Source organism: Paraburkholderia sp. BR14320 (genome assembly GCF_040948665.1).
In the GTDB taxonomy this organism is placed as follows: Bacteria; Pseudomonadota; Gammaproteobacteria; order Burkholderiales; family Burkholderiaceae; genus Paraburkholderia; species Paraburkholderia youngii.
This window is the reverse complement of record NZ_JBFPKG010000003.1, coordinates 194820-214000: the sequence shown is the minus strand read 5'-3', so window position 1 is coordinate 214000 and position 19181 is coordinate 194820. Positions and strand designations below refer to the sequence as shown.

Sequence of the window (19181 nt, the reverse complement as noted above, 5' to 3'; positions counted from 1 at the left end):
ATACATTTGCGCGCTCCGTTTCGGGGCAGAGCAGCCGGCCGCCCCAAATGCGCGCCTGCCAGACTGACGTGGAAACAGTGCCGTACCCGGTGCGCATATGCGGAGCAATCAAAACTAATACGTAGATATAGTTGCCACACCGGGAGATATAGTGTTGACTGCGACGTTAGCCGTCTAGAATAGCTGGCAAGCGCCCCGCTCAAAACGCTGCCCGCACGAGGACCATTCGCTTGCCTCCCGCCATGATTGTCTCGGTCGTTGACGATGACGAAAGCGTGCGTCTCGCGACTGGCATGCTCTTGATGTCACTGGACTGTGATGTCCTGCTATTCGCGTCGGCTGCCGCGTTTCTCGACTCAGGCCGACTCGGTGATATTGATTGCGTGATTTCGGACGTGCAGATGCCCGGAATGGATGGCCTCGAAATGCAACGCAAGCTGATCGAAAAGAAGATTGCGCTTCCTATTATTTTTATCAGCGCTTTCGGTTCTGACGCGATGCGCAAGCAAGCTTTCGCCAACGGCGCGGTGTGCTTTCTCGACAAACCTGTAACTGGCGCCGACATACTCGCGTGCCTCGAAAAAATAGGCAAAAAAACATGAATCACGGCAGCATCAGGAGAGCGGGGCATGAGTTCACAGTATGACGAAACGGGGGAAGCGCTGAATCGGATCGTCTACGTTGTCGACGACGACGATTCGATGCGGGAGGCTCTGAGTACTCTGCTGCGATCCGTGGACCTGCCCGTCGCAGCGTTCTTGTCGGCGCGAGATTTCCTGGCGTTCGAGAAGCCAGAAGTACCGAGCTGTCTGATTCTCGACGTGCGCCTCAAAGGGCAGAGCGGACTTGCGGTGCAGGAGCAGATCGCTGCGAGCAACCTCCGTATTCCAATCATCTTTATGACCGCCCACGGCGACATTGCCATGACCGTCAAGGCAATGAAGGCAGGTGCGACCGACTTTCTTGCGAAGCCGTTTCGCGACCAGGACATGCTCGACGCCGTCGATCAGGCATTGGCAGCCGACGAAAAGCGTCGCAACATGGAGCGCGCCTCTTCGGCGCTCAGGAGATGCTACGAATCGCTTACTCCACGGGAGCGCGAAGTTATGGCGCTCGTCGCATCAGGCTTGCGTAACAAGCAGATTGCCGCGGAGATGGGACTCAGCGAAATCACCATCAAAATCCATCGCGGGCAGGCGATGCGGAAAATGGAGGCGAGCACGCTCGCCGACTTCGTACTGAAGGCCAAGGCACTTGGAATCGGAATCAGCCCCGACGAGAGCTGAGAATTTCGGCCACGCCAGTGGCATACACCATCGGTCCATCCCCTAGCGCCATCGTATAGCCCGGTTATGCCACGGCTCGATGGCCCGCGTCGACCCTAGTCCCTATACTTCCTCAGGCACGAAAGAGCGGCGCCTACGCTCGAGATCGTTCCGACTACTGGATGCTGGAGACCAGAGCGAAGCACGCGTTTGCTCGCAACCGACATGGGTCTCCCGGACTGCGAATAACGCGAGTCCGACGCAATTTCATCAGCAACGGTGCGAGGCGATAGCGCGGGCCTGTTCGTCGTTAGCGTCTTTTCCACAGTCCAGGAGCATGTCATGACAGAATCGATCAAAGTGGCGTTGGTGACCGGCGCTTCCGGTGGCATCGGTAAGGAAGTCGCTCTGCGCCTTGCAGAAGACGGATTCGCCATCGTAGCCAATTACGCTGGTAACCCAGCCCATGCGGATGAGTTGGTAACGGAAATCATTAGCCGTGGCAGTCGTGCGATCGCAGTGCCTGCCAACCTCGCCAATGCCGACGCAGTTGCAGACCTCTTTAGCCGCACGCTTTCCGAGTTTGGACGTCTGGACGCGGTCGTAAACTGCGCAGGCATCATGCCCCTCAAACCGATCGAGCCTGATGCGATCGAGATCTTCGATCGCGTAATCGACGTGAATCTGCGTGGCAGCTATCTTGTGATGGCTCACGCGGCGAAGCACTTGGGACCGGGCGGACGCATCGTGGCCTTCACGAGCAGCGTTATCGCCAAGTCGTTTCCAGGATATGGCGCGTATATCGCATCGAAGGCCGGTGTTGAGGGGCTCGTTCGGGTACTGGCTAATGAGATGCGCGGGAAGGGCATTACCGTGAACGCCGTGGCACCGGGCCCGGTTGCCACGGAGCTATTCCTCAAAGGAAAAACGGTGGAACAGATTCATCAGCTCGCGCAGCTTGCGCCGCTGCAGCGGCTCGGCGAGCCGGCGGATATCTCCGGCACCGTGTCGTTTCTGGTCGGCAAAGACGGCGAGTGGGTGAACGGACAGGTTCTGCGCGTGAATGGAGGCTTTGCCTAATCCGACGTGAATGCATCCCTTCGTGGCCGGTGCTCACCGGTCACTCGTGTGTTCTTGATGGCGGTCTCTGGACCGCCTTTTTTTTGCGCGAAGAACGCGAACCCGGCTCGAGAAAGCGAGCGAAAACATTTATATGTTGCGACAAATACCGAAGTATAGGTTCGAGATACAAATAGCCAGAAACTTCCCGAAAAATGAACCTAAAAATCAACCAATCGGTAATTGCATAGTACGTCAAGCCAGCAAAGCGGCCTCTCTGCTGTCGGCGGTATTAACCATACCAAACCGTATGGCCAATCGGCGAATCGATTGTAGGGCTAGTGGCGATTGGGCTTGTGGGCTACCTTTGAACCTGAAAAATTGCTCATCATCGCGCCGCTGTGAAAGACCGAGGCGGCCGGGAACGGAGATAAACCATGAGTAGCGTGCTCGAATGTCCTCAACCTGTAACCAGCGAGTTGCCTCTCGGAGCTCGCAGGCGAATCGATCAAGAAGATCGCTGGCGGAATCCCGAGGCAAGGCTTCAGCCCTCCCCCGATGTACTCGTCCAGCGATGGACCCACACGGAGAGCGCGCCGCTTGATGTCTCGAGCGACGGGCATCCGGCGTTGCACTGCATCGCGCTGAACTTGAAGTGCACGTCCCTGACGTTTGAATACGCTGGGCGCCCGGTGATTCGCGGGCGCGTGCCTGCGGGCGTCGCCCACGTGGCTGCCCCTGGGACGAGCGCAAGGGCTAGTTACTCGATGCAGGGTGACGTCCTGCACCTGTATGCATCCCAGAAGGCACTGGGCGAATGCTACGAAGACCTGTTCAATCGCGCACCAAACGGCGACCTCACGCTTGCTGGCGAGTGCCTGCTGCGGGATCCGGCGATCGAACGCCTGGGCCAAGCGCTCGCAGTCTCGCAGAGTAGCGACGCAGCCCTGGGCAAGATCTATATGGAAAGTGTGAGTCTCGCGATTGTTTCACGGCTTGTGAGCCGCCAATACGCGAAGCAGCCGCGCAATCAACGCACCAGCTCCGAATTGCCAAAATGGCGCATGACGCGCGTGATGGAATTTATCGATGCGAACCTTGCCGAGCCCATCGGTCTCGAGGAAATGGCGCAAAGTACGGGACTGACGCGCATGCACTTCGCGGCGCAATTTCGCGCTGCCTGCGGACTGCGTCCACACGAATATCTGTTGCGTCGTCGGATTGAACACGCCCAGTCTCTATTGCTCGAGACGCGACAGAACATGCTAGACATTGCGCTGAATTGCGGCTTTCGCTCACAGGCGCATTTCACCACGGTCTTCAAGCGCTTCGTCGGGGCGGCACCGCTTGCATGGAGAAAGAGAGTTCATGAGCATTGATAGCAACGTGCGGCAGTTCCTCTTGCACAGCGCGGAATATCTGTTCGGCTTATCGTGGGCGGAACGTGCGCCCGGAAACCGGATGCTTGAGTCGGAGTGGTCGCTTTTCAGCAGTCAAACAGACATAAAGGAATCAATATCATGGAATTGCACTCCAATGCTGTCGACCCGTGGCTGATGACTATCGGCCTGCTCGGATCAATGTCAGGTGAAACAGACGCGGACTACCTGGCCGCACCAGCCGTGGCGCCCGGGCTGAACCGCACGCCTGGAAATGCAGTGCGTTGCGTCACCATTCGCGTCGTGGAGCGGTCAACCGCAACCCGGGTAACGCTCGCGTGGCGAGATCCATTACGGTGCGCGTATGGAGATCAGGAGTGGTATCTGGCTCGCGCCCCCCGTTCAGGCGTATGTGCGGTGAGCGGCCGCGAGATCCGGCGCGGCGAGAATGTCTATCGGCCACGGCCTCGGAGGCCACAGCCACTCAATGCAGACGAGATGATCAGCATGGACGCATTGGACCACAGCGCGGACTGCTGATCGCTGGCATGCCACATCCCCGGCTGCGGTGCGCGGACGTGCAATTCCGACACAGGCTTTCTGATCGTCGAACAGTACGCCCGATCGAACTCCGATAATGCGCATGCGCAGCATTTTTGCGGTACATCGCCCGCCGAGCGCTGTGCCATTCACTAATCATGGTTTCAACTGGATAAGGAAATTTCAACATGAAGCTGACGCTGAAGGACAATACCGAACTCTTCTATAAGGATTGGGGCGCGGGCCGACCGGTCGTGTTTTCGCACGGTTGGCCGCTGAATTCGGACGCGTGGGACCCGCAGATGATCCATCTTGCGGAGCGGGGCTATCGTGTGATCGCGCACGACCGCCGCGGTCACGGGCGATCAAGCCAACCGTGGGACGGCAATGACATGGACCGCTATGCGGATGATCTCGCTGAATTGATCGAACACCTTGATCTGCGGGATGCGGTACTCGTCGGACACTCGACCGGCGGAGGGGAAGTGGCGCGCTATATCGGTCGTCACGGCGCGCATCGCGTAAGAAAGGCCGTGCTGGTTGCCGCCGTACCCCCGTTGATGCTCAAGACCGCAGCGAATCCGCTCGGCCTGCCCCTCGCCGTGTTTGACGATATTCGCCATGCTGTGCTCGCCAACCGCTCTCAATACTTCAAGGATCTGGCGATGCCATTCTATGGATTCAATCGCGACGGCGCGTCGGTATCGCAAGGGACGATAGACGCATTCTGGTACACAGGCATGCAGTGCTCGATCAAGAGCGCCTACGATTGCATTAAAGCGTTTTCGGAAACCGATTTCACCGACGACCTCGAAAAGATGACCATCCCCACGCTTGTTCTCCAGGGCGATGCGGACCAGATCGTGCCGCTTGAAGACTCCGGAAGCCTGTCCGTAAAGCGGTTGCCGAATGGCGTGCTGAAGGTGTACCCAGGCGCACCGCACGGCATGTGCACGACGCACGCGGAGATGGTCAACGCGGATCTGCTCGCATTCCTCAAAGACTGACGAACGCAGGGATCGCCTGCACGCGGATCGCGTGGAGGCCCGCGAGAGGAATGGCCATGGAATATGGAGATCCCGGATTCCCGGTAATCGAGAAGGCGGAAACCATGATGAATGCGCCGGTTCCCGGCCGCATTGCCGTTTCGTTGCGCACTCGCTGGAGCGGACGCCTCATCAAACTGATCGCACTTTGGGCGTTGATCGAACTGCCCGTAGAATACTGGGGCGCACAAGATATCGCAGAACGGTTTGCGCTGGGAATTTCCGCAGCGCTTTGGCTCGTTCTGTCCTTCTTTGCGCTCAGAGGGAGCGGGATCGCACGCAGCGCATTTGCCTTTCTCTGCGCGCTGAGCGTCGTCGCGATCGTACCAGCACTGCCCGCCGAGTACGCAACTTACAGACTCGCATTCTGGTTCTCTCTCATCGAGAGCGCGTTGAAAGGTGCGCTTTTCATCGGTCTTCTGACACGAAACATCGCGCAATCGGCATGATGTTCGGCGCGTTGCGGAGTCAGTAACCCAGGCTGCGGCCAATCCTATCGATTAGAGATTGACGCGCTTTTACGAACTATTCAGGGAGTGCTCGCTCATGTCTTCAGGCGTGGATGTTGATGTCTTTCACCTTTTGTCGAACAGCTACAGTAGGCTTATCGGCGAATCCCTGGTACCAGCGGGCTTGACAGGCGTAGAAGGCGCAACATGGCTCTACGAGACAGCGCCTTTTGCACTGCTTGCCCATGGCACACAGGCCGATCCAGTTTTTATGTACGGAAACCGGCGTGCCCAGACGATCTTTGGATACGACTGGAGCGAGATTACCGCGTTGCCATCGCGGCTTTCAGCTGGGTTCTCGGAGCGTAGTGAACGTGAGGCGTTTCTCGACAAAGTGAAGAGCGACGGCTTCGCCCGCGGATATCGTGGCGTGCGCGTCACGAAATCTGGTAAGCGTTTCTGGATCGAAGACGCGGTCGTGTGGCAATTGATCGACGATTCGGGCGCGTGTCGGGGTCAGGCGGCGATGATCCATCAAACAACACCTATTGACTAGCACTTCAACAGACCAATTCCGGCCAGATACCTCGGTACGCTGGCCGGTCTGTCACAGTGGTTTGCCTGCGGTCATTGGCTCAAGTGTGCGCGGATCTCTTCGCTGATTTGCTGCAATGCAGCTTGTGTCGACGGAACGTTGCGCAGCGCATTCAGAAAAACGAAGTCGTGGATGGTACCGTTGTAACGCACGGCGGTAACACTTACGCCGGATTCCTTGAGGCGACGCGCATAAGCTTCCCCGTCGTCGCGCAGCGGGTCGTTCTCGGCTGTGATGACGAGCGCTGGCGGTAGACCCGTGAGTTCTTGAGCACTAGCACGCAGCGGTGACACGTACGGATTTTCGCGTGTCTTCGCATCCGGTGCATACAGGTCCCACCCGTATTTCATGAAGTCGCGAGCAAGGAACCGGCCGGTCGCGTACTTCTCGTAGGAGTCTGTATTGACGCTTGCATTTGTGGCAGGAATCATCAGCACCTGGAAGCTGACCTTGGGGCCATTTCGATCCTTCGCCATCAGCGTGAGTGCGGCGGTCATGTCGCCGCCGACCGAGTTGCCGGCGATTGCGATGCGGGAGCCGTCGGCGCCGAAGTCGGCAGCGTGCTGCGATACCCACTCGAGGGCGGCGTAGGACTCGTCAAGTTGCGTCGGGAAGCGTGCGGTGGGAAGCGGCGTGTATTCGACGAATACGCCAACCTGGCCCGACCCGACGACGAGATCGCGCAACAAACGCTTGTGATTCTCGAAGTTGCCGACAATCCAGACGCCGCCGTGTATAAACAGAAGTACGCCCGGTTTGCCTTCCACATGGTTTGGCTTCATGATGTAAATCTTCACAGAGCGTCCATCTTCGTTGATCGTCTGTTCTGTCGTCGTGACCCCGGACATATCGACAGGCGTCTGATTCTGGATTTTCGTCAGGATGTCCTGCGGCTGGGGTTGCGGCAGCGTCCAAAACGGGCTGCTGTCTTTGTTTATCTGGTCGAGGAATTGGCGCACTTGTGGATCGATGTGCGGATCGGTCGCTGGGTTCGGGGCCAGTTGCGCGGACGCTTGGCTCGAGAGTAGGGCGGCCCCACAAACGGCGAGAGCCGTGACCATTTTTGCTTTTGCGATTGCGGTTTTCATTGGCGTTCCATGAAAGTAATTGACGCGTGGTTAATAGAGGAAATCAAACAGTTGTTTCACGTACCGAATAAGTGAAGCGGGGAAGCGGAAGATCGCGATTGAGGTTGCAAATCTAGAAGCCGAAATCGGATAACCCAGGATGACCGTCGGGACGCCTCCCCAGCGGCCAGTGAAATTTGCGATCGGTTTCCTTGATCGGCATGTCGTTGATGCAAGCTAGTCGACGTTGCATCAGGCCTTGGTCGTTAAACGCCCAGTTCTCGTTTCCGTAGGATCGGAACCAGTTGTTGGCATCGTCTCGCCATTCGTAGGCGAAGCGCACTGCGATACGGTTGCCATCAAACGCCCACACCTCCTTGATCAGTCGATATTCGAGTTCCCGGCTCCACTTGCGCGCTAGAAACTGGACTATCTCCTCTCGGCCGGTGACGAATTCGGCACGGTTGCGCCACTGACTGTCCACGGTGTAGGCGAGGGCGACCTTCTCCGGGTCCCGGCTGTTCCAGCCGTCCTCGGCCGCCCGTACTTTATGAGTTGCGCTTTCAAGCGTGAAAGGCGGAAAGGGTGGGCGCGATTCGTTGAGCGTCATGAGGTTTTCCAGTATGGATGACTGAGAAAGCCGGGGTGCGACCTCCCGCCGAAGCGAGGCGCGTTCGTTTTCACTACGCACCTCGCTACTGCGTCCCAGGCTGATACTTTTGTGGGGAATCACTGCGCGAGCCGCGACCTCAGCTCGCCGGCCATTGCCTTGATCGCGGCCTTGGTCGCTGCGTCGTTGGCCAGGGCATTCAGCAACCCGAAGTCATGAATCGTGCCGTCGTAGCGTACCGTTGCGGCCTCGACGCCGGCCGCGTCGAGCTTGCGTCCATACGCTTCACCTTCGTCGCGCAGCACGTCGAACTCGGCCACCTCGATCATCGCCGGCGGCAACCCCTTCAACTGGTCAATCGTTGCCCGAAGCGGCGAAGCATAGATCTCGCTGCGCTGCGCTTCCTCCTTCGTGTAAGCGTCCCAGAACCATTTCATCATCGGACGTGTCAGGAAATAGCCATGCTGATATGCGTCGTACGACCCGTCGTTAAAGTCGTGGTTGGTCACCGGCCAAAGCAGCCCCTGGAAGCGGATCGCTGGCGCGCCCTTGTTCTTCGCCATCAGAGACACGACCGCCGCCATGTTGCCGCCGACGCTGTTGCCGACCACTGCGAGCCGGCTGCCGTCCACCCCGATTTCGCTGCCATGCGCGGCCACCCATTTCGTCGCTGCATAAGCCTGGTTGATTGCAACCGGGTAGTGCGCTTCGGGCGACGGCGTGTAATTCACGAACACGGCCACCGCACCCGACTGCACGACAAGGTCGCGAACCAACCGTTCATGCGTCGGGAAATCGCCGAGAATCCAGCCGCCGCCATGGAAGAACATGAACACCGGCAGCGAACCGATTGCACCTTGCGGACGCACGATGGTCACCGGAACACTGATACCGTCCTGCTCGATCGTTCGCTCGGATACGTCGATGCCGGACAGGTCGACTTTCACGCTGTTTTGTGCGTCAGTCAGCACCTGCCGCGCCTTCTCGGGTGTGAGCGTTTCGAGGCCGGGGCCCTTCTGACTGTTCAGTGCGTCGAGGAAATGCGTTGTGGCGGCGTCGGGTGTCGCACTCGTGGTTGGACCAACAGCAAAAGATGTAGTCGATGCAACGATGGCGGCGGCAATCAGCAAGGGTTTATGAATCTTCACGAGAGATCCTCTTGTTCTGTTTAGGTTGAGGGGTCGATGGACGTGGGGTTCAAGTGTTGTCGAAATTACCTACGGTCTTACGTGTGGTGCAAGAACAGTTGGCCTACAAGGTCCACCGACGGTTACATCTTCCTCTGCGCGCGACGTGCGGGTGTTTACGCGTGATTCTTTTTTGCGAATAAGAACGACGATTGCGCATCGTGCGTCTGTAAAACCGGAACAATTGCGGTTGCGAAACACCGTGCGATTTAGAAAGAAAATTCGCTGCTCACTCGTTACGATCGGCAGCGCTTCGCCCATCGTTACTCACAAAATGGGTGGTGGAAAGTGATGACGCACGCGAGAAGTTCATTCGCGGTTTTATAGTGACCTCGTGGAGGCTGATGCAGACATTCTGTGGGGCACCGCAGAAGAGGATATGACTGCGTTGCTTGAAACATATACGACGTTCCGATGGGACGACGTCGCGCCAATCTACATTAGGCGTGCCGTAATTGCAGTAAAGAAGGGAAATCCGAAGAACATTCGCAGCTTTAATGATCTGCTCAAGGATGGTGTCCGTATCGTTGTCACGGAAGGCGCCGGCGTGCACAGAACGAAAATCGCTTAAGAGCAATGTATGGCACGGGCGCACCATTGCGCACTGGCGTGAGCTGGAGCCGTGAGCTGAATTTCGAACGATATAGATCTTGCATGACTTATGGACAGAGGTTGCGTAGCCGTGCAAATACGCAAGCATGTGATCGTAAGTGCAGGCAAATTGTCGCCTTGTGCAACGCAGAACCAAACCCAGCCTTCGAAAACCGGGCCGCGAGGCGGACGTACCTTACGGCATCATCGTCAGCCCCGGCGTGTATTGACTCAGCCAGGGGACCGAACATGATCGACCAGTATTTAGATGACCCGCCAGAAACTGTGCTCAGGACGAGTTCATTTTTCTTACAAACTCCCATGATTGTTTCCATAGTCGATGACGACGAGCATGTACGGCTTGCCACCTGCAATCTCTTGAGGTCACTGGGATGTGACGTCCGCGCGTATTCTTCAGCTGAGGCATTCCTGGACTCCGGGCGTCTTGGCGATGTGGGTTGCGTGATATCTGACGTACAAATGCCCGGAATGGGTGGTATAGAAATGCAGCGCAAGCTAAACGAAATGAACGCCGCGTTACCGATTATCTTTTTTAGCGCGTTTGATTCACATGCCACACGTACAGAGGCGCTCGACAACGGGGCACTGTGCTTTCTCGACAAGCCACTGAATGGTGATGCGGTGCTGGCATGCCTCGAAGGGCTAGGCCACACTCGTTGAATATCAATATCCATTTGCGCGATTCACGATTGCCTGTCGCGATCGCCTGGAGCAGATTTTCTTTAACTGGACTTATCTGTCGGCAACATCTCTGCCCATGAATGTTTTTGACAGTGAGCACGCCTCACGGCCGTATCGACACATGGACGTATGTATTCTGCTGATCGCGGCATTGGTGGCGGTCGCGGTATTCATGATCGACGCATTTACGGCGCTCGATATTGCAGTGGCGGTGTTCTATGTGGTGGTCCTACTGCTCGTTGCATCTACTGGTTCGCGCGCGGCCGTGCTCAGCACGGGGGCAGCGGTCGCGATCCTTACGCTGGCTGGGTTCGGATTTTCGCACGATACCGATTATTCCTGGGATGCAGTTGCACGCTGCGTCGTTAGCTTGGTTGCTATCGGCACGACATCGCTCCTTTCGCTTCGCAATCTTACGAACACGGCACAGCTGCGTGAACTGATCGACTTGCTCAACCTGACGCACGACGCCATATTCGTCTACGACCTGAGCGGATCGATCACGTTTTGGAATCACGGCGCCGAGACGCTTTATGGCTGGCCCGCGGAGCATGCAATCGGCCAGCACATCGACAAACTGACGCAAACGCGTTTCCCAAATTCAGAGACCGAGATCTACGCTGCACTGGTAGATCGCGGACATTGGGCCGGCGAATTGCAACGCGTGTGCCGTGATGGCCGCCACGTTACCGTTGTGAGCCGTATCGCACTTTGGCGCGACGCGAAGGGAAAGCCAAGGGCGATCCTTGCGACGAATAACGATGTAACGCTGCATAAACGTATGGAAATGGCCCTCAGCCAACGACAACAGGAGTTGCGTGCGGCGATCGACACGATTCCGGGAATGGTTTGGAGCGCATCAAACGAAGGGGAAGTAGTGTTCGTCAACCGACGTTGGGAGGAGTCGGGTATGGACACGGGAACTCAAGGCGCGGACCTATGGCAGGCAATCGTGCATCCCGACGATCTGGATCGCATGCGTTGGGACTGGCAAATATCCGTGGCTTCTGGGCGCGCTCTCGACAACGTTTCGCGCGTGCGGCAACGCGATGGAGACTATCGCTGGATGCATATCGCGGCAGAGCCCCAATACGACGCTGGCGGTGCCGTGCGACGCTGGTATGGCGTGAACACTGATATCGAGGCGCGCAAGATTGCTGAGGAGGCCTTGATGCGCAGTGAGGCATTCCTCGTCGATGCTCAGCGCTTGAGCAAAACAGGCAGCATTGGCATTTCGCCGGTGAACGGCGAGATGCTCTGGTCAAGCGAGGCCTATCGCATCTTCGGGTATGAGCAGCGCCCCGAGATCGAACCGAGTCTGGAACTGATCCTCGCGCGTACTCATCCTGACGACCGCGCAAAAGTCGAAGCCGCCCACCAATACAGCGATGCAATCGCACCGCTCATCGACATCGAATATCGCTTACTGTTGCCAGGCGGCTTGCTCAAGTACGTGCACTACGTAGCTCATCTCGGACCACCCGCCTCAACCGATCTTGCTTATGTCGGTGCACTGATGGATATCACCGACGGACGTCAGACCCAGGAAGCACTTGCGCGCTCTATGGCGGAGCTTGCGCATGTCACGCGTATGACTACGCTCGGCGAGCTCGCGGCTTCGATAGCGCACGAAGTGACACAGCCCATTGCCGCTGTGGTCACTTCAGGCGATGCGGCTTTGCGATGGCTCCGGCGCGATCGGCCAAAGCTAGACGAGGTGGAGCGCTCGGTCGGTCAGATGATCAAATCGGTAAAACGCGCCAACGAGATCGTGCGGCAGATTCGCGCGATGGCACAAAAACGACCGGCACCGCGTCGCGAAGTATTTTTGGACGATGCGGTGGACGGGATGGTGCAGTTGATGGCGCCGGAGTTTCAGCGTCAGGGCGTGCAATGCGAGGTTCACCGTCCGATCGAAAGACCGCGCTTGCTCGCTGACGAAGTGCAACTACAGCAGGTCGTCATCAATCTGCTGATGAACGCCATGCAAGCAATGTCAGGGCTTGAGAACGGACCTCGGCTGATCCGCATCTGTACAGAGGTGCTGGAGGGACGCGAGGTTCGGCTCAGCATTCAGGACAGCGGTCCCGGGATCGCTTTTGAAGACCGCGAACAGCTTTTCCGTCCGTTCTTCACGACCAAGGCGAACGGTATGGGCATGGGTCTTTCCATTTGCCGTTCAATCGTGGAAGCTCACGGCGGGAACATCGGCGCCGACGTTGCGTCCGTAGTGGGCGCTGTCTTCCGCATCACGCTGCCGCTATATACCGGACCAGAGGAGAGTGGGGGTGCGGCCGCGATGAACGGCGCACTCAGCGGAACCGCGCGATGAGGGGCTCTTGCAAAATTGCTGAAGCCAGTCCCAGGCGCACCGGTCGTCCGGTGTCTTCGTCCACTGAACAGTACATCAGAAAATGACGCGATCCTCAGTACCGCCGTTTCCGCAAGCCGTCTTCTCGCCGGTCGCGCGCAACGCAATTTTCATCGTCGCGACCATCAACGATGACGCCGTGAGCCGGGCCAACGTGCGCGCCTGGTGCGCCGATGTCGCGACTCTCACGCGCGCCATCGGCAAGCGTGTGCCATCAGGCAATCTCACATGCGTCGTTGGGTTCGGCTCGCATGCGTGGGACGCGCTTTTCGGTGCGCCTCGTCCGGCTGAACTCCACCCGTTCCGCGAATTCGGCGCCGGTGGGCGTGTAGCGATGGCGACACCGGGGGACCTGCTCCTGCACATTCGTGCCAACCACATGGACCTCTGCTTCGAACTCGCCACAGAATTGATGGCCCGCCTCGAAAGAGCGGCGACGACCGTGGATGAAGTCCATGGCTTTCGCAACTTCGATATGCGCGCAATGATCGGCTTCGTCGACGGCACGGAAAATCCGGTCGGTGAAGAGGCCGTGCATTTCACGGTGATCGGCGACACAGACCCGAACTTCGTGGGCGGCAGCTACGTGCTCGTGCAGAAGTACCTCCACGACATGAGACGCTGGGGTGCGCTGTCAGTAGAAGCGCAGGAGCACATCATCGGCCGCACGAAGCTCCGGGACATCGAGCTGAACGATTCGGTGAAGCCGAGCTGGTCGCATAGTTCCCTGACGACGCTCGAAGACGCCAACGGGGACGAGATCAAGATTCTCCGGGACAACATGCCGTTCGGCAGGCCCGGCTTTGGCGAATTCGGCACGTATTTCATCGGCTATGCACGCTCGCCGCAGCCCATCGAACAGATGCTGGAAAACATGTTCGTCGGCCGACCGGCTGGCAACTACGACCGCCTGCTCGACTTCAGCCGCGCCGTGACGGGCGGACTGTTCTTCGTGCCGTCCGAGCCTCTGCTCAAGGCGCTTGCCGAGCGCGAACCAGGAATCGCTCACACCATCACCGTTGCGTCCGCATCCTCCCGGGACACTGCGGACGCGCAGACAACCCAGAACATGCCGTCCGGCGACGGCTCCCTTGCCATCAGATCACTCAAAGGAGCACCAAGGTATGAATAATCTCCACCGCGAGCTGGCGCCCATCTCCAGCGCGGCCTGGTCGCAGATCGAAGATGAAGTCGCGCGCACGTTCAAGCGCCTGGTCGCAGGCCGCCGAGTCGTAGACGTTACGGGATTGGGCGGCGCCGATCTGGCAGGCGTCGGCACGGGGCATCAGAACGGCATCGAGGCGCCGCTCGAAGGAATTCGCGCGAGCCAACGCGAAGTCAAACCGCTCGTCGAGCTGCGGGTGCCTTTCGCGCTGTCACGCCACGCTGTCGACGACGTCGAACGCGGCGCTGAAGGCTCCGACTGGCAGCCCGCTAAGGACGCGGCCACGCGGCTCGCGTTTGCGGAAGACCGCGCGATCTTCGACGGCTACCGGGCCGCGCAGATCACAGGCATCCGCGAAGCTGCGTCGAACCAGGCGCTGCTTCTGCCCACTGACGCCGCAGGCTATCCGGGCGTGATCGCGAAGGCGCTCGAAGAACTGCGCCTTCAGGGCGTGGATGGACCGTATGCGTTGGTCCTTGGCACGAACGCCTATACAACCGTGAGCGAGGCTAACGAGCAAGGCTATCCTCTGCTCGAGCATATTCGTCGCTTCGTCAGCGGCGAGATCATCTGGGCACCGGCCATCGCTGGGGGCTGTATCCTCAGCACACGCGGTGGCGATTTCGCGCTCCACCTTGGGCAGGATGTGTCGATTGGTTATTTGAGCCATGATGACCAAACCGTGCACCTCTATTTACAGGAGAGCTTCACGTTCCTGCTTCAGACGTCCGAGGCCTGCGTAACGGTTCGGTCGGAATAGACGTGTTTGAAATGGGTTGGGGGAGACGGCCGCACCGGAGCGGCCCCGTATGCGACCGCTTCATCCGTGCTACTGGCGCTCTGCGACGTCCTGCGTCTGGACCTGGGCGAGCCGGCGATCGGCGTTTTATCCGTGAGGTCTTCTCGTGCGCCGGCATCCCGGCACTAGCGAGAGCCCCCTTACGATTCAGGTCCAGTCTTTAAAGTCCCCGCGCAGATGCCGAACCGCGGGCGAGTGTTGCAGGCGAAGGAAGCGCTTATGCGCGATCGTCGATGAGGGCACGATCCTTGAAGACGGCATCGCGATTGTTGAGGTGGTCGCCGCTGACGGAGCACCGGCACCCAGCGCGACTTCCTCCAGAGGAAGTTGTGTTTGGAGGCCGATCTGCAATGCCACCGACCTGAGCCCCGGTCCGACCGCTATCGAACCGGCAATGGCAATGCACATTCCAATCGCGACTGTTGCAGGGTTGAGCAAGGTTCTGCGCGCGGTCTTCGGGTATCCATTCACGGTGTGCCTCCACGGCGATGTTAGACAAGTTGTGCCGCATCCGACCGGGCGCGGAAGCGTGCGATTGCGCTGCCTGAGCAAGTTCCGAGTCGCCCAACGACGTGACTTCCCGGACCGGCGGAGGCGAATCGAGGGCTATTCTCAACATTCTGTCCAAAGCACGATTGCACCGTGAGTACAATTTTCGTTAATTGCACGGGCAATGAAGACTCGGCAGATTCGGGACAAAAACGATAGTAGGCGGGCGTGGAATCAAGTGAGCCAGGGCACTCGTGCATCAGGAACAATCGAGCGCTTACAATCCACCCAACACACTGAAACTTCGACGGCGATGCGAATTCTCGTAATTGAAGACGAGGCGAAAACTGGCGCCTACCTGAAGAAGGGCTTAGAGGAATCCGGCTATGCGGTCGACATTGCCGCGGACGGCGCGGAAGGCCTGATTCTCGCAAAGGAATCGGAGTACGACGTGATCGTGCTCGACGTGATGCTGCCTTCCATCGACGGCTGGACGGTGCTCAAGACACTACGCGCCACGCAAACCACGCCCGTGCTGTTCCTCACAGCGCGCGACGACGTAAGCGACAGAGTAAAGGGCCTGGAGCTGGGCGCCGATGACTACCTGGTGAAGCCGTTCGCGTTCGTCGAACTGCTCGCGCGAGTGCGCACCCTCGCAAGACGCGGTCCGCCGCGAGAGAACGACGTGCTGACGCTCGGCGATCTCGAAGTCGACGTTACGCGCCGGCGGGTGAAGCGCGGCGGCAAGCGCATCGACCTCACGCCGAAGGAGTTCTCACTGCTGCAACTGCTAGTGCGCCGCCAGGGTGAAGTGCTCACTCGCACGCAGATTGCGTCGTACGTGTGGGACATGAACTTCGATAGCGACACCAACGTCGTCGAAGTGGCCATTCGCCGCCTGCGCGGCAAAGTGGACGACGAATATCCGGTCAAGCTGATTCACACGGTGCGCGGCGTAGGCTACGTGGCCGAAATCAGAGAGTCCGCCTGATGGCCGCTCGTTCGCTGACCGCCACGCTTGCGCTGTGTTTCGCGGGCACGACGCTGGCGGTGTTCGCGCTAGTGGGCAGCACGCTCTATTTCACGCTCGGCCGCGAGGTCAAGCGGCAGGACGATCTGGACATCGTCCTGATCGCGCGGCATACGCGCCGCCTCGCACAGGAGCTGCACAGCGCGCAGGAGGTGCGCGAGCACGCCGACCGGCTGACGAGTCAGGTGCTGGGCGATGCCGCGCTATCCATGAAAATACTCGACGCGGCGGGCGCGAAGCTGGTGGAGCACAACATGCAAGGCATCGCCGATGCCGGTTTTCCGCAGGCCATCCTCGCACGGCGTCTGGGCTCGGCACAACGGATTACCGAAGGCGACATCGTGGATTGGCGCAACGCGCGCGGCGTTCCGGTGCGTGGACTCGCCGCGCAAGCGGCGCTCACCGACGGGACGCCAGTGACGATCGTCATCGCGCGCGACATGACCGATCGCTGGCTGCTGCTCGATCGTTATCGCGAGCGGCTTTACGTGTTCGGCTTCGCGGGCATGGCGCTCGCCTTCCTGATGAGCTGGCTGCTCGTGCGCGAGTCGCTGCGTCCTCTGCGCGAAATGGCGGCACGCGCTGCCACGGTCACGGTCGACCGGCTCGATACGCCTATCGAAGTCGAGCACGCGCCTAGCGAGCTGCAAGCGCTGGCGAAATCGCTGAACGCGATGCTCGACCGTCTGCACGGCGGCTTCGAGCGCATGTCGCAATACACGGCCGACCTCGCGCACGACATGCGCACGCCGCTCGGCAACCTGCGGGGCGCGACCGAAGTCGCGCTGACGCGCCCGCGCAGCACGGCCGAATACGAGGCGCTGCTCGAATCGAATCTGGAAGAGTGCGACCGGCTTTCGCGCATGATCGAGAGCGTGATATTCCTCGCGCGCGCGGAGCACCCGCAGTTCATGACGACGCTCGCGGAGTTCGACGCCGAGGAGGCGCTCGCGCAGATCGCCGACTATTTCGAAGGTCTCGCCGATGACGCGGGCGTCCGGGTTCGCGTTGAGGGCCGGGGGCGCCTGCGTGCGGATAAGGAGTTGTTCAGGCGCGCCGTTGGCAATCTGCTCGCCAATGCGCTGCGCTACACGCCGCGCGGCGGTGAGATCACGCTGGGCGTGCGCGAGACGCCAACCGCGGTCGAGGTGACGGTGACGAATCCGGGCGCGCCGATCGACGCTGAGTTATTGGAGCGCATTTTCGACCGCTTCTATCGCGCCGACGCCTCGCGGCGCAACGAACCGGGCACGGGCGCTTCGGCAGGGCTCGGGCTCGCCATCGTTCGCACGATCATGGGCCTGCACGGTGGCTCGGCACGCGCGGAAAGCGATCAGGCAGGCACGCGATTCATTTTGATGTTTGCGCGGCCATAGCCTTTGCGCCCAGGTTGGCCAAAGACGCGCGGTCCCATCCGCCACCCAGTGCCTCGAGCAGATGCACGCTCGCATCGAGCCGTCGCCCGGCGATTTGCTCTTCGTTGCGCTCATTCGCGAGCGCGATGGTCTGGGCCGTCACCACGTCGAGATAGTCCACCGCGCCGGCCTGATAGCGATTGGTCGTCAGCTTGAGCGACAGTTGCGCGGCAGCCGTTGCGCGCTGCTGGCTGTCGGCTTCGTTGGCTAGCGTGTTCAGCGCGCTCAGGCTGTCTTCGACCTGCTGGAACGCCGTCAGCACGGTTTGCCGGTAGCCGGCCACCGCCGCGTCGTATTGCGCGTTCGCGCCTTTGAGCGTGGCATTGTGACGGCCGCCGTCGAAGATCGTGCCCGCGAGTTGCGAGCCGAGCGACCAGAAGAGACTGGGCGCCGTAAGCCACGGCGCGAAGAAGGTGCTTTCCAGGCCGGCCGAGGCGGACAGCGTGAGGTCCGGATAGAACGCAGCATGCGCCTCGCCGATTCTCGCATTCGCGGCCGCCACGCGCCGCTCGGCGGCGGCAATGTCGGGGCGCCGTTCGAGCAGCGCCGAGGGCAGGCCGGCGGGAATCGACGGCACGACGACCGGTTCGACTTGCGCTGGCAGCGCGAACGACGAGGCGGGCACGCCGATCAGCGTGGCGATAGCGTGCTGGCGCTGCGCGCGTTGCACGTCGACGTCGCTGTCCGCCGTGCGTGCGCTTTCGAGTTGCGTTTGCGCCTGTGCGACAGCCGAGGCGTCGATCGCGCCGTCGGCGAGCTGCTGTTGCACAATGCGCAGCGCGGCGGCGTATGCCGTGACGGTGCCGTCGAGGAGTCTTTTCTCGCGATCCAGCGTGCGCAACGCGAAGTAGTCCGCGGCAAGCTGGGTCGCGACCGACAGGCGCACCGACTCGACATCCGCGGCGCTTGCCTGCGCGTTGGCGTGGGCCTCGACGGTGGCGTCCTTCACACGTCCGAACAGATCCGGCTCCCAGCTAGCCGCAACGCCCGTCGAATAATCGGGCACCGTCTTGCCAGCGAGCGAATGGTCGACCAGATTCTGCGAGGTGCGGTAACGCTGCGCCGCCACACCGGCCGTGATGGTAGGTGTATAGCCCGCGCGCTGGTAATCGATCATGGCACGCGCGGCCTGCAGGTTGGCGACGGCCTCGCGCACGGTCTGGTTCGACACGTCGACGCGCGCTTCAAGCGCGTCGAGTTCGCTGTCGCCGAAAAGCGTCCACCACGCGCCGCGCGGGTTGGCATCGGAGGCGACCGTCCAGCCGGAGGCTGCCGATTGCGCCGCAAAGTGCGCGGGCACCTCGAACGACGGCGCGTGGTAATGCGGCAACGTGGTGCATGCCGCGAGCGAGGCCACCGTGCATGCAGCGACGATTCTGCGCAGTGACGTGAGAGGGCTGTCGAACATGATGGATCTCTCCG

The 19181-nt window shown here is 59.9% G+C and carries 20 protein-coding genes; 15 read left to right on the top strand and 5 right to left on the bottom strand.

Features of this window, described 5'->3' with window-relative positions; all coding sequences use genetic code 11:
• The first annotated feature begins 242 nt into the window (after positions 1-242).
• From AB3X89_RS05105 to AB3X89_RS05070, 8 genes are all read left to right on the top strand, one after another.
• Positions 243-602 (top strand): response regulator transcription factor, encoded by a 360-nt coding sequence (locus AB3X89_RS05105; protein WP_368582226.1) that lies wholly within the window; start codon positions 243-245, stop codon positions 600-602.
• Positions 603-629: 27 nt separating this feature from the next.
• Positions 630-1286 carry a response regulator transcription factor gene (locus tag AB3X89_RS05100; protein ID WP_368582160.1) on the top strand — a complete coding sequence of 219 codons (657 nt, stop codon included), beginning with the start codon at positions 630-632 and terminating at the stop codon, positions 1284-1286.
• A gap of 321 nt (positions 1287-1607) precedes the next feature.
• The gene (locus AB3X89_RS05095; protein ID WP_368582159.1) at positions 1608-2345 is read left to right on the top strand and encodes an SDR family oxidoreductase; all 738 of its coding nucleotides are present in this window, start codon (positions 1608-1610) and stop codon (positions 2343-2345) included.
• A 416-nt stretch (positions 2346-2761) separates the two neighbouring features.
• Positions 2762-3703, top strand: coding sequence for a helix-turn-helix domain-containing protein (locus tag AB3X89_RS05090; RefSeq protein WP_368582158.1), 942 nt, complete (start codon positions 2762-2764; stop codon positions 3701-3703).
• Positions 3704-3844: 141 nt separating this feature from the next.
• Complete coding sequence (locus tag AB3X89_RS05085; RefSeq protein WP_368582157.1) at positions 3845-4243, top strand: DUF3331 domain-containing protein; 399 nt, start codon at positions 3845-3847, stop codon at positions 4241-4243.
• A gap of 188 nt (positions 4244-4431) precedes the next feature.
• Entirely contained in the window at positions 4432-5250 is an 819-nt protein-coding gene (locus tag AB3X89_RS05080; protein WP_368582156.1) for an alpha/beta fold hydrolase, read from the top strand.
• Positions 5251-5306: 56 nt separating this feature from the next.
• Positions 5307-5738 (top strand): hypothetical protein, encoded by a 432-nt coding sequence (locus AB3X89_RS05075; RefSeq protein ID WP_368582155.1) that lies wholly within the window; start codon positions 5307-5309, stop codon positions 5736-5738.
• Between the two features lie 97 nt (positions 5739-5835).
• Positions 5836-6294, top strand: a complete 459-nt coding sequence (locus AB3X89_RS05070; RefSeq protein ID WP_368582154.1) for an MEKHLA domain-containing protein — start codon at positions 5836-5838, stop codon at positions 6292-6294.
• Positions 6295-6365: 71 nt separating this feature from the next.
• On the opposite strand, the gene AB3X89_RS05065 is transcribed toward AB3X89_RS05070, so the two are convergent.
• The 3 genes from AB3X89_RS05065 to AB3X89_RS05055 form a co-directional block, all read right to left on the bottom strand.
• The gene (locus tag AB3X89_RS05065; protein ID WP_368582153.1) at positions 6366-7421 is read right to left on the bottom strand and encodes an alpha/beta hydrolase; all 1056 of its coding nucleotides are present in this window, start codon (positions 7419-7421) and stop codon (positions 6366-6368) included.
• A gap of 112 nt (positions 7422-7533) precedes the next feature.
• Positions 7534-8010 (bottom strand): DUF1348 family protein, encoded by a 477-nt coding sequence (locus tag AB3X89_RS05060; protein WP_368582152.1) that lies wholly within the window; start codon positions 8008-8010, stop codon positions 7534-7536.
• A 119-nt stretch (positions 8011-8129) separates the two neighbouring features.
• The gene (locus AB3X89_RS05055; RefSeq protein WP_368582151.1) at positions 8130-9158 is read right to left on the bottom strand and encodes an alpha/beta hydrolase; all 1029 of its coding nucleotides are present in this window, start codon (positions 9156-9158) and stop codon (positions 8130-8132) included.
• Between the two features lie 373 nt (positions 9159-9531).
• On the opposite strand from AB3X89_RS05055, the gene AB3X89_RS05050 reads away from it, so the two are divergent.
• From AB3X89_RS05050 to AB3X89_RS05030, 5 genes are all read left to right on the top strand, one after another.
• Positions 9532-9768 carry a substrate-binding domain-containing protein gene (locus AB3X89_RS05050; RefSeq protein WP_368582150.1) on the top strand — a complete coding sequence of 79 codons (237 nt, stop codon included), beginning with the start codon at positions 9532-9534 and terminating at the stop codon, positions 9766-9768.
• Positions 9769-10037: 269 nt separating this feature from the next.
• Positions 10038-10469, top strand: coding sequence for a response regulator transcription factor (locus tag AB3X89_RS05045; RefSeq protein WP_368582149.1), 432 nt, complete (start codon positions 10038-10040; stop codon positions 10467-10469).
• 97 nt (positions 10470-10566) lie between these two features.
• Positions 10567-12822, top strand: a complete 2256-nt coding sequence (locus AB3X89_RS05040; protein ID WP_368582148.1) for a PAS domain S-box protein — start codon at positions 10567-10569, stop codon at positions 12820-12822.
• Positions 12823-12904: 82 nt separating this feature from the next.
• Positions 12905-13993, top strand: coding sequence for a Dyp-type peroxidase (locus AB3X89_RS05035; protein ID WP_368582146.1), 1089 nt, complete (start codon positions 12905-12907; stop codon positions 13991-13993).
• A complete protein-coding gene (locus AB3X89_RS05030; RefSeq protein ID WP_368582144.1) occupies positions 13986-14786 on the top strand; it encodes a family 1 encapsulin nanocompartment shell protein in 801 nt (266 codons plus the stop codon). Before AB3X89_RS05035 ends, AB3X89_RS05030 begins: the two co-directional genes overlap by 8 nt.
• 186 nt (positions 14787-14972) lie before the next feature.
• Here AB3X89_RS05030 and AB3X89_RS05025 read toward each other — a convergent pair whose 3' ends face one another.
• Entirely contained in the window at positions 14973-15296 is a 324-nt protein-coding gene (locus AB3X89_RS05025; RefSeq protein WP_368582142.1) for a hypothetical protein, read from the bottom strand.
• 331 nt (positions 15297-15627) lie between these two features.
• On the opposite strand from AB3X89_RS05025, the gene AB3X89_RS05020 reads away from it, so the two are divergent.
• A complete protein-coding gene (locus tag AB3X89_RS05020) occupies positions 15628-16305 on the top strand; it encodes a heavy metal response regulator transcription factor (RefSeq protein ID WP_368582140.1) in 678 nt (225 codons plus the stop codon).
• Entirely contained in the window at positions 16305-17720 is a 1416-nt protein-coding gene (locus AB3X89_RS05015) for a heavy metal sensor histidine kinase (protein ID WP_368582139.1), read from the top strand. The genes AB3X89_RS05020 and AB3X89_RS05015 overlap by 1 nt, the downstream gene beginning before the upstream one ends.
• On the opposite strand, the gene AB3X89_RS05010 is transcribed toward AB3X89_RS05015, so the two are convergent.
• Positions 17695-19167, bottom strand: coding sequence for an efflux transporter outer membrane subunit (locus AB3X89_RS05010; protein WP_368582137.1), 1473 nt, complete (start codon positions 19165-19167; stop codon positions 17695-17697). The genes AB3X89_RS05015 and AB3X89_RS05010 overlap by 26 nt on opposite strands.
• Positions 19168-19181 lie beyond the last annotated feature (14 nt).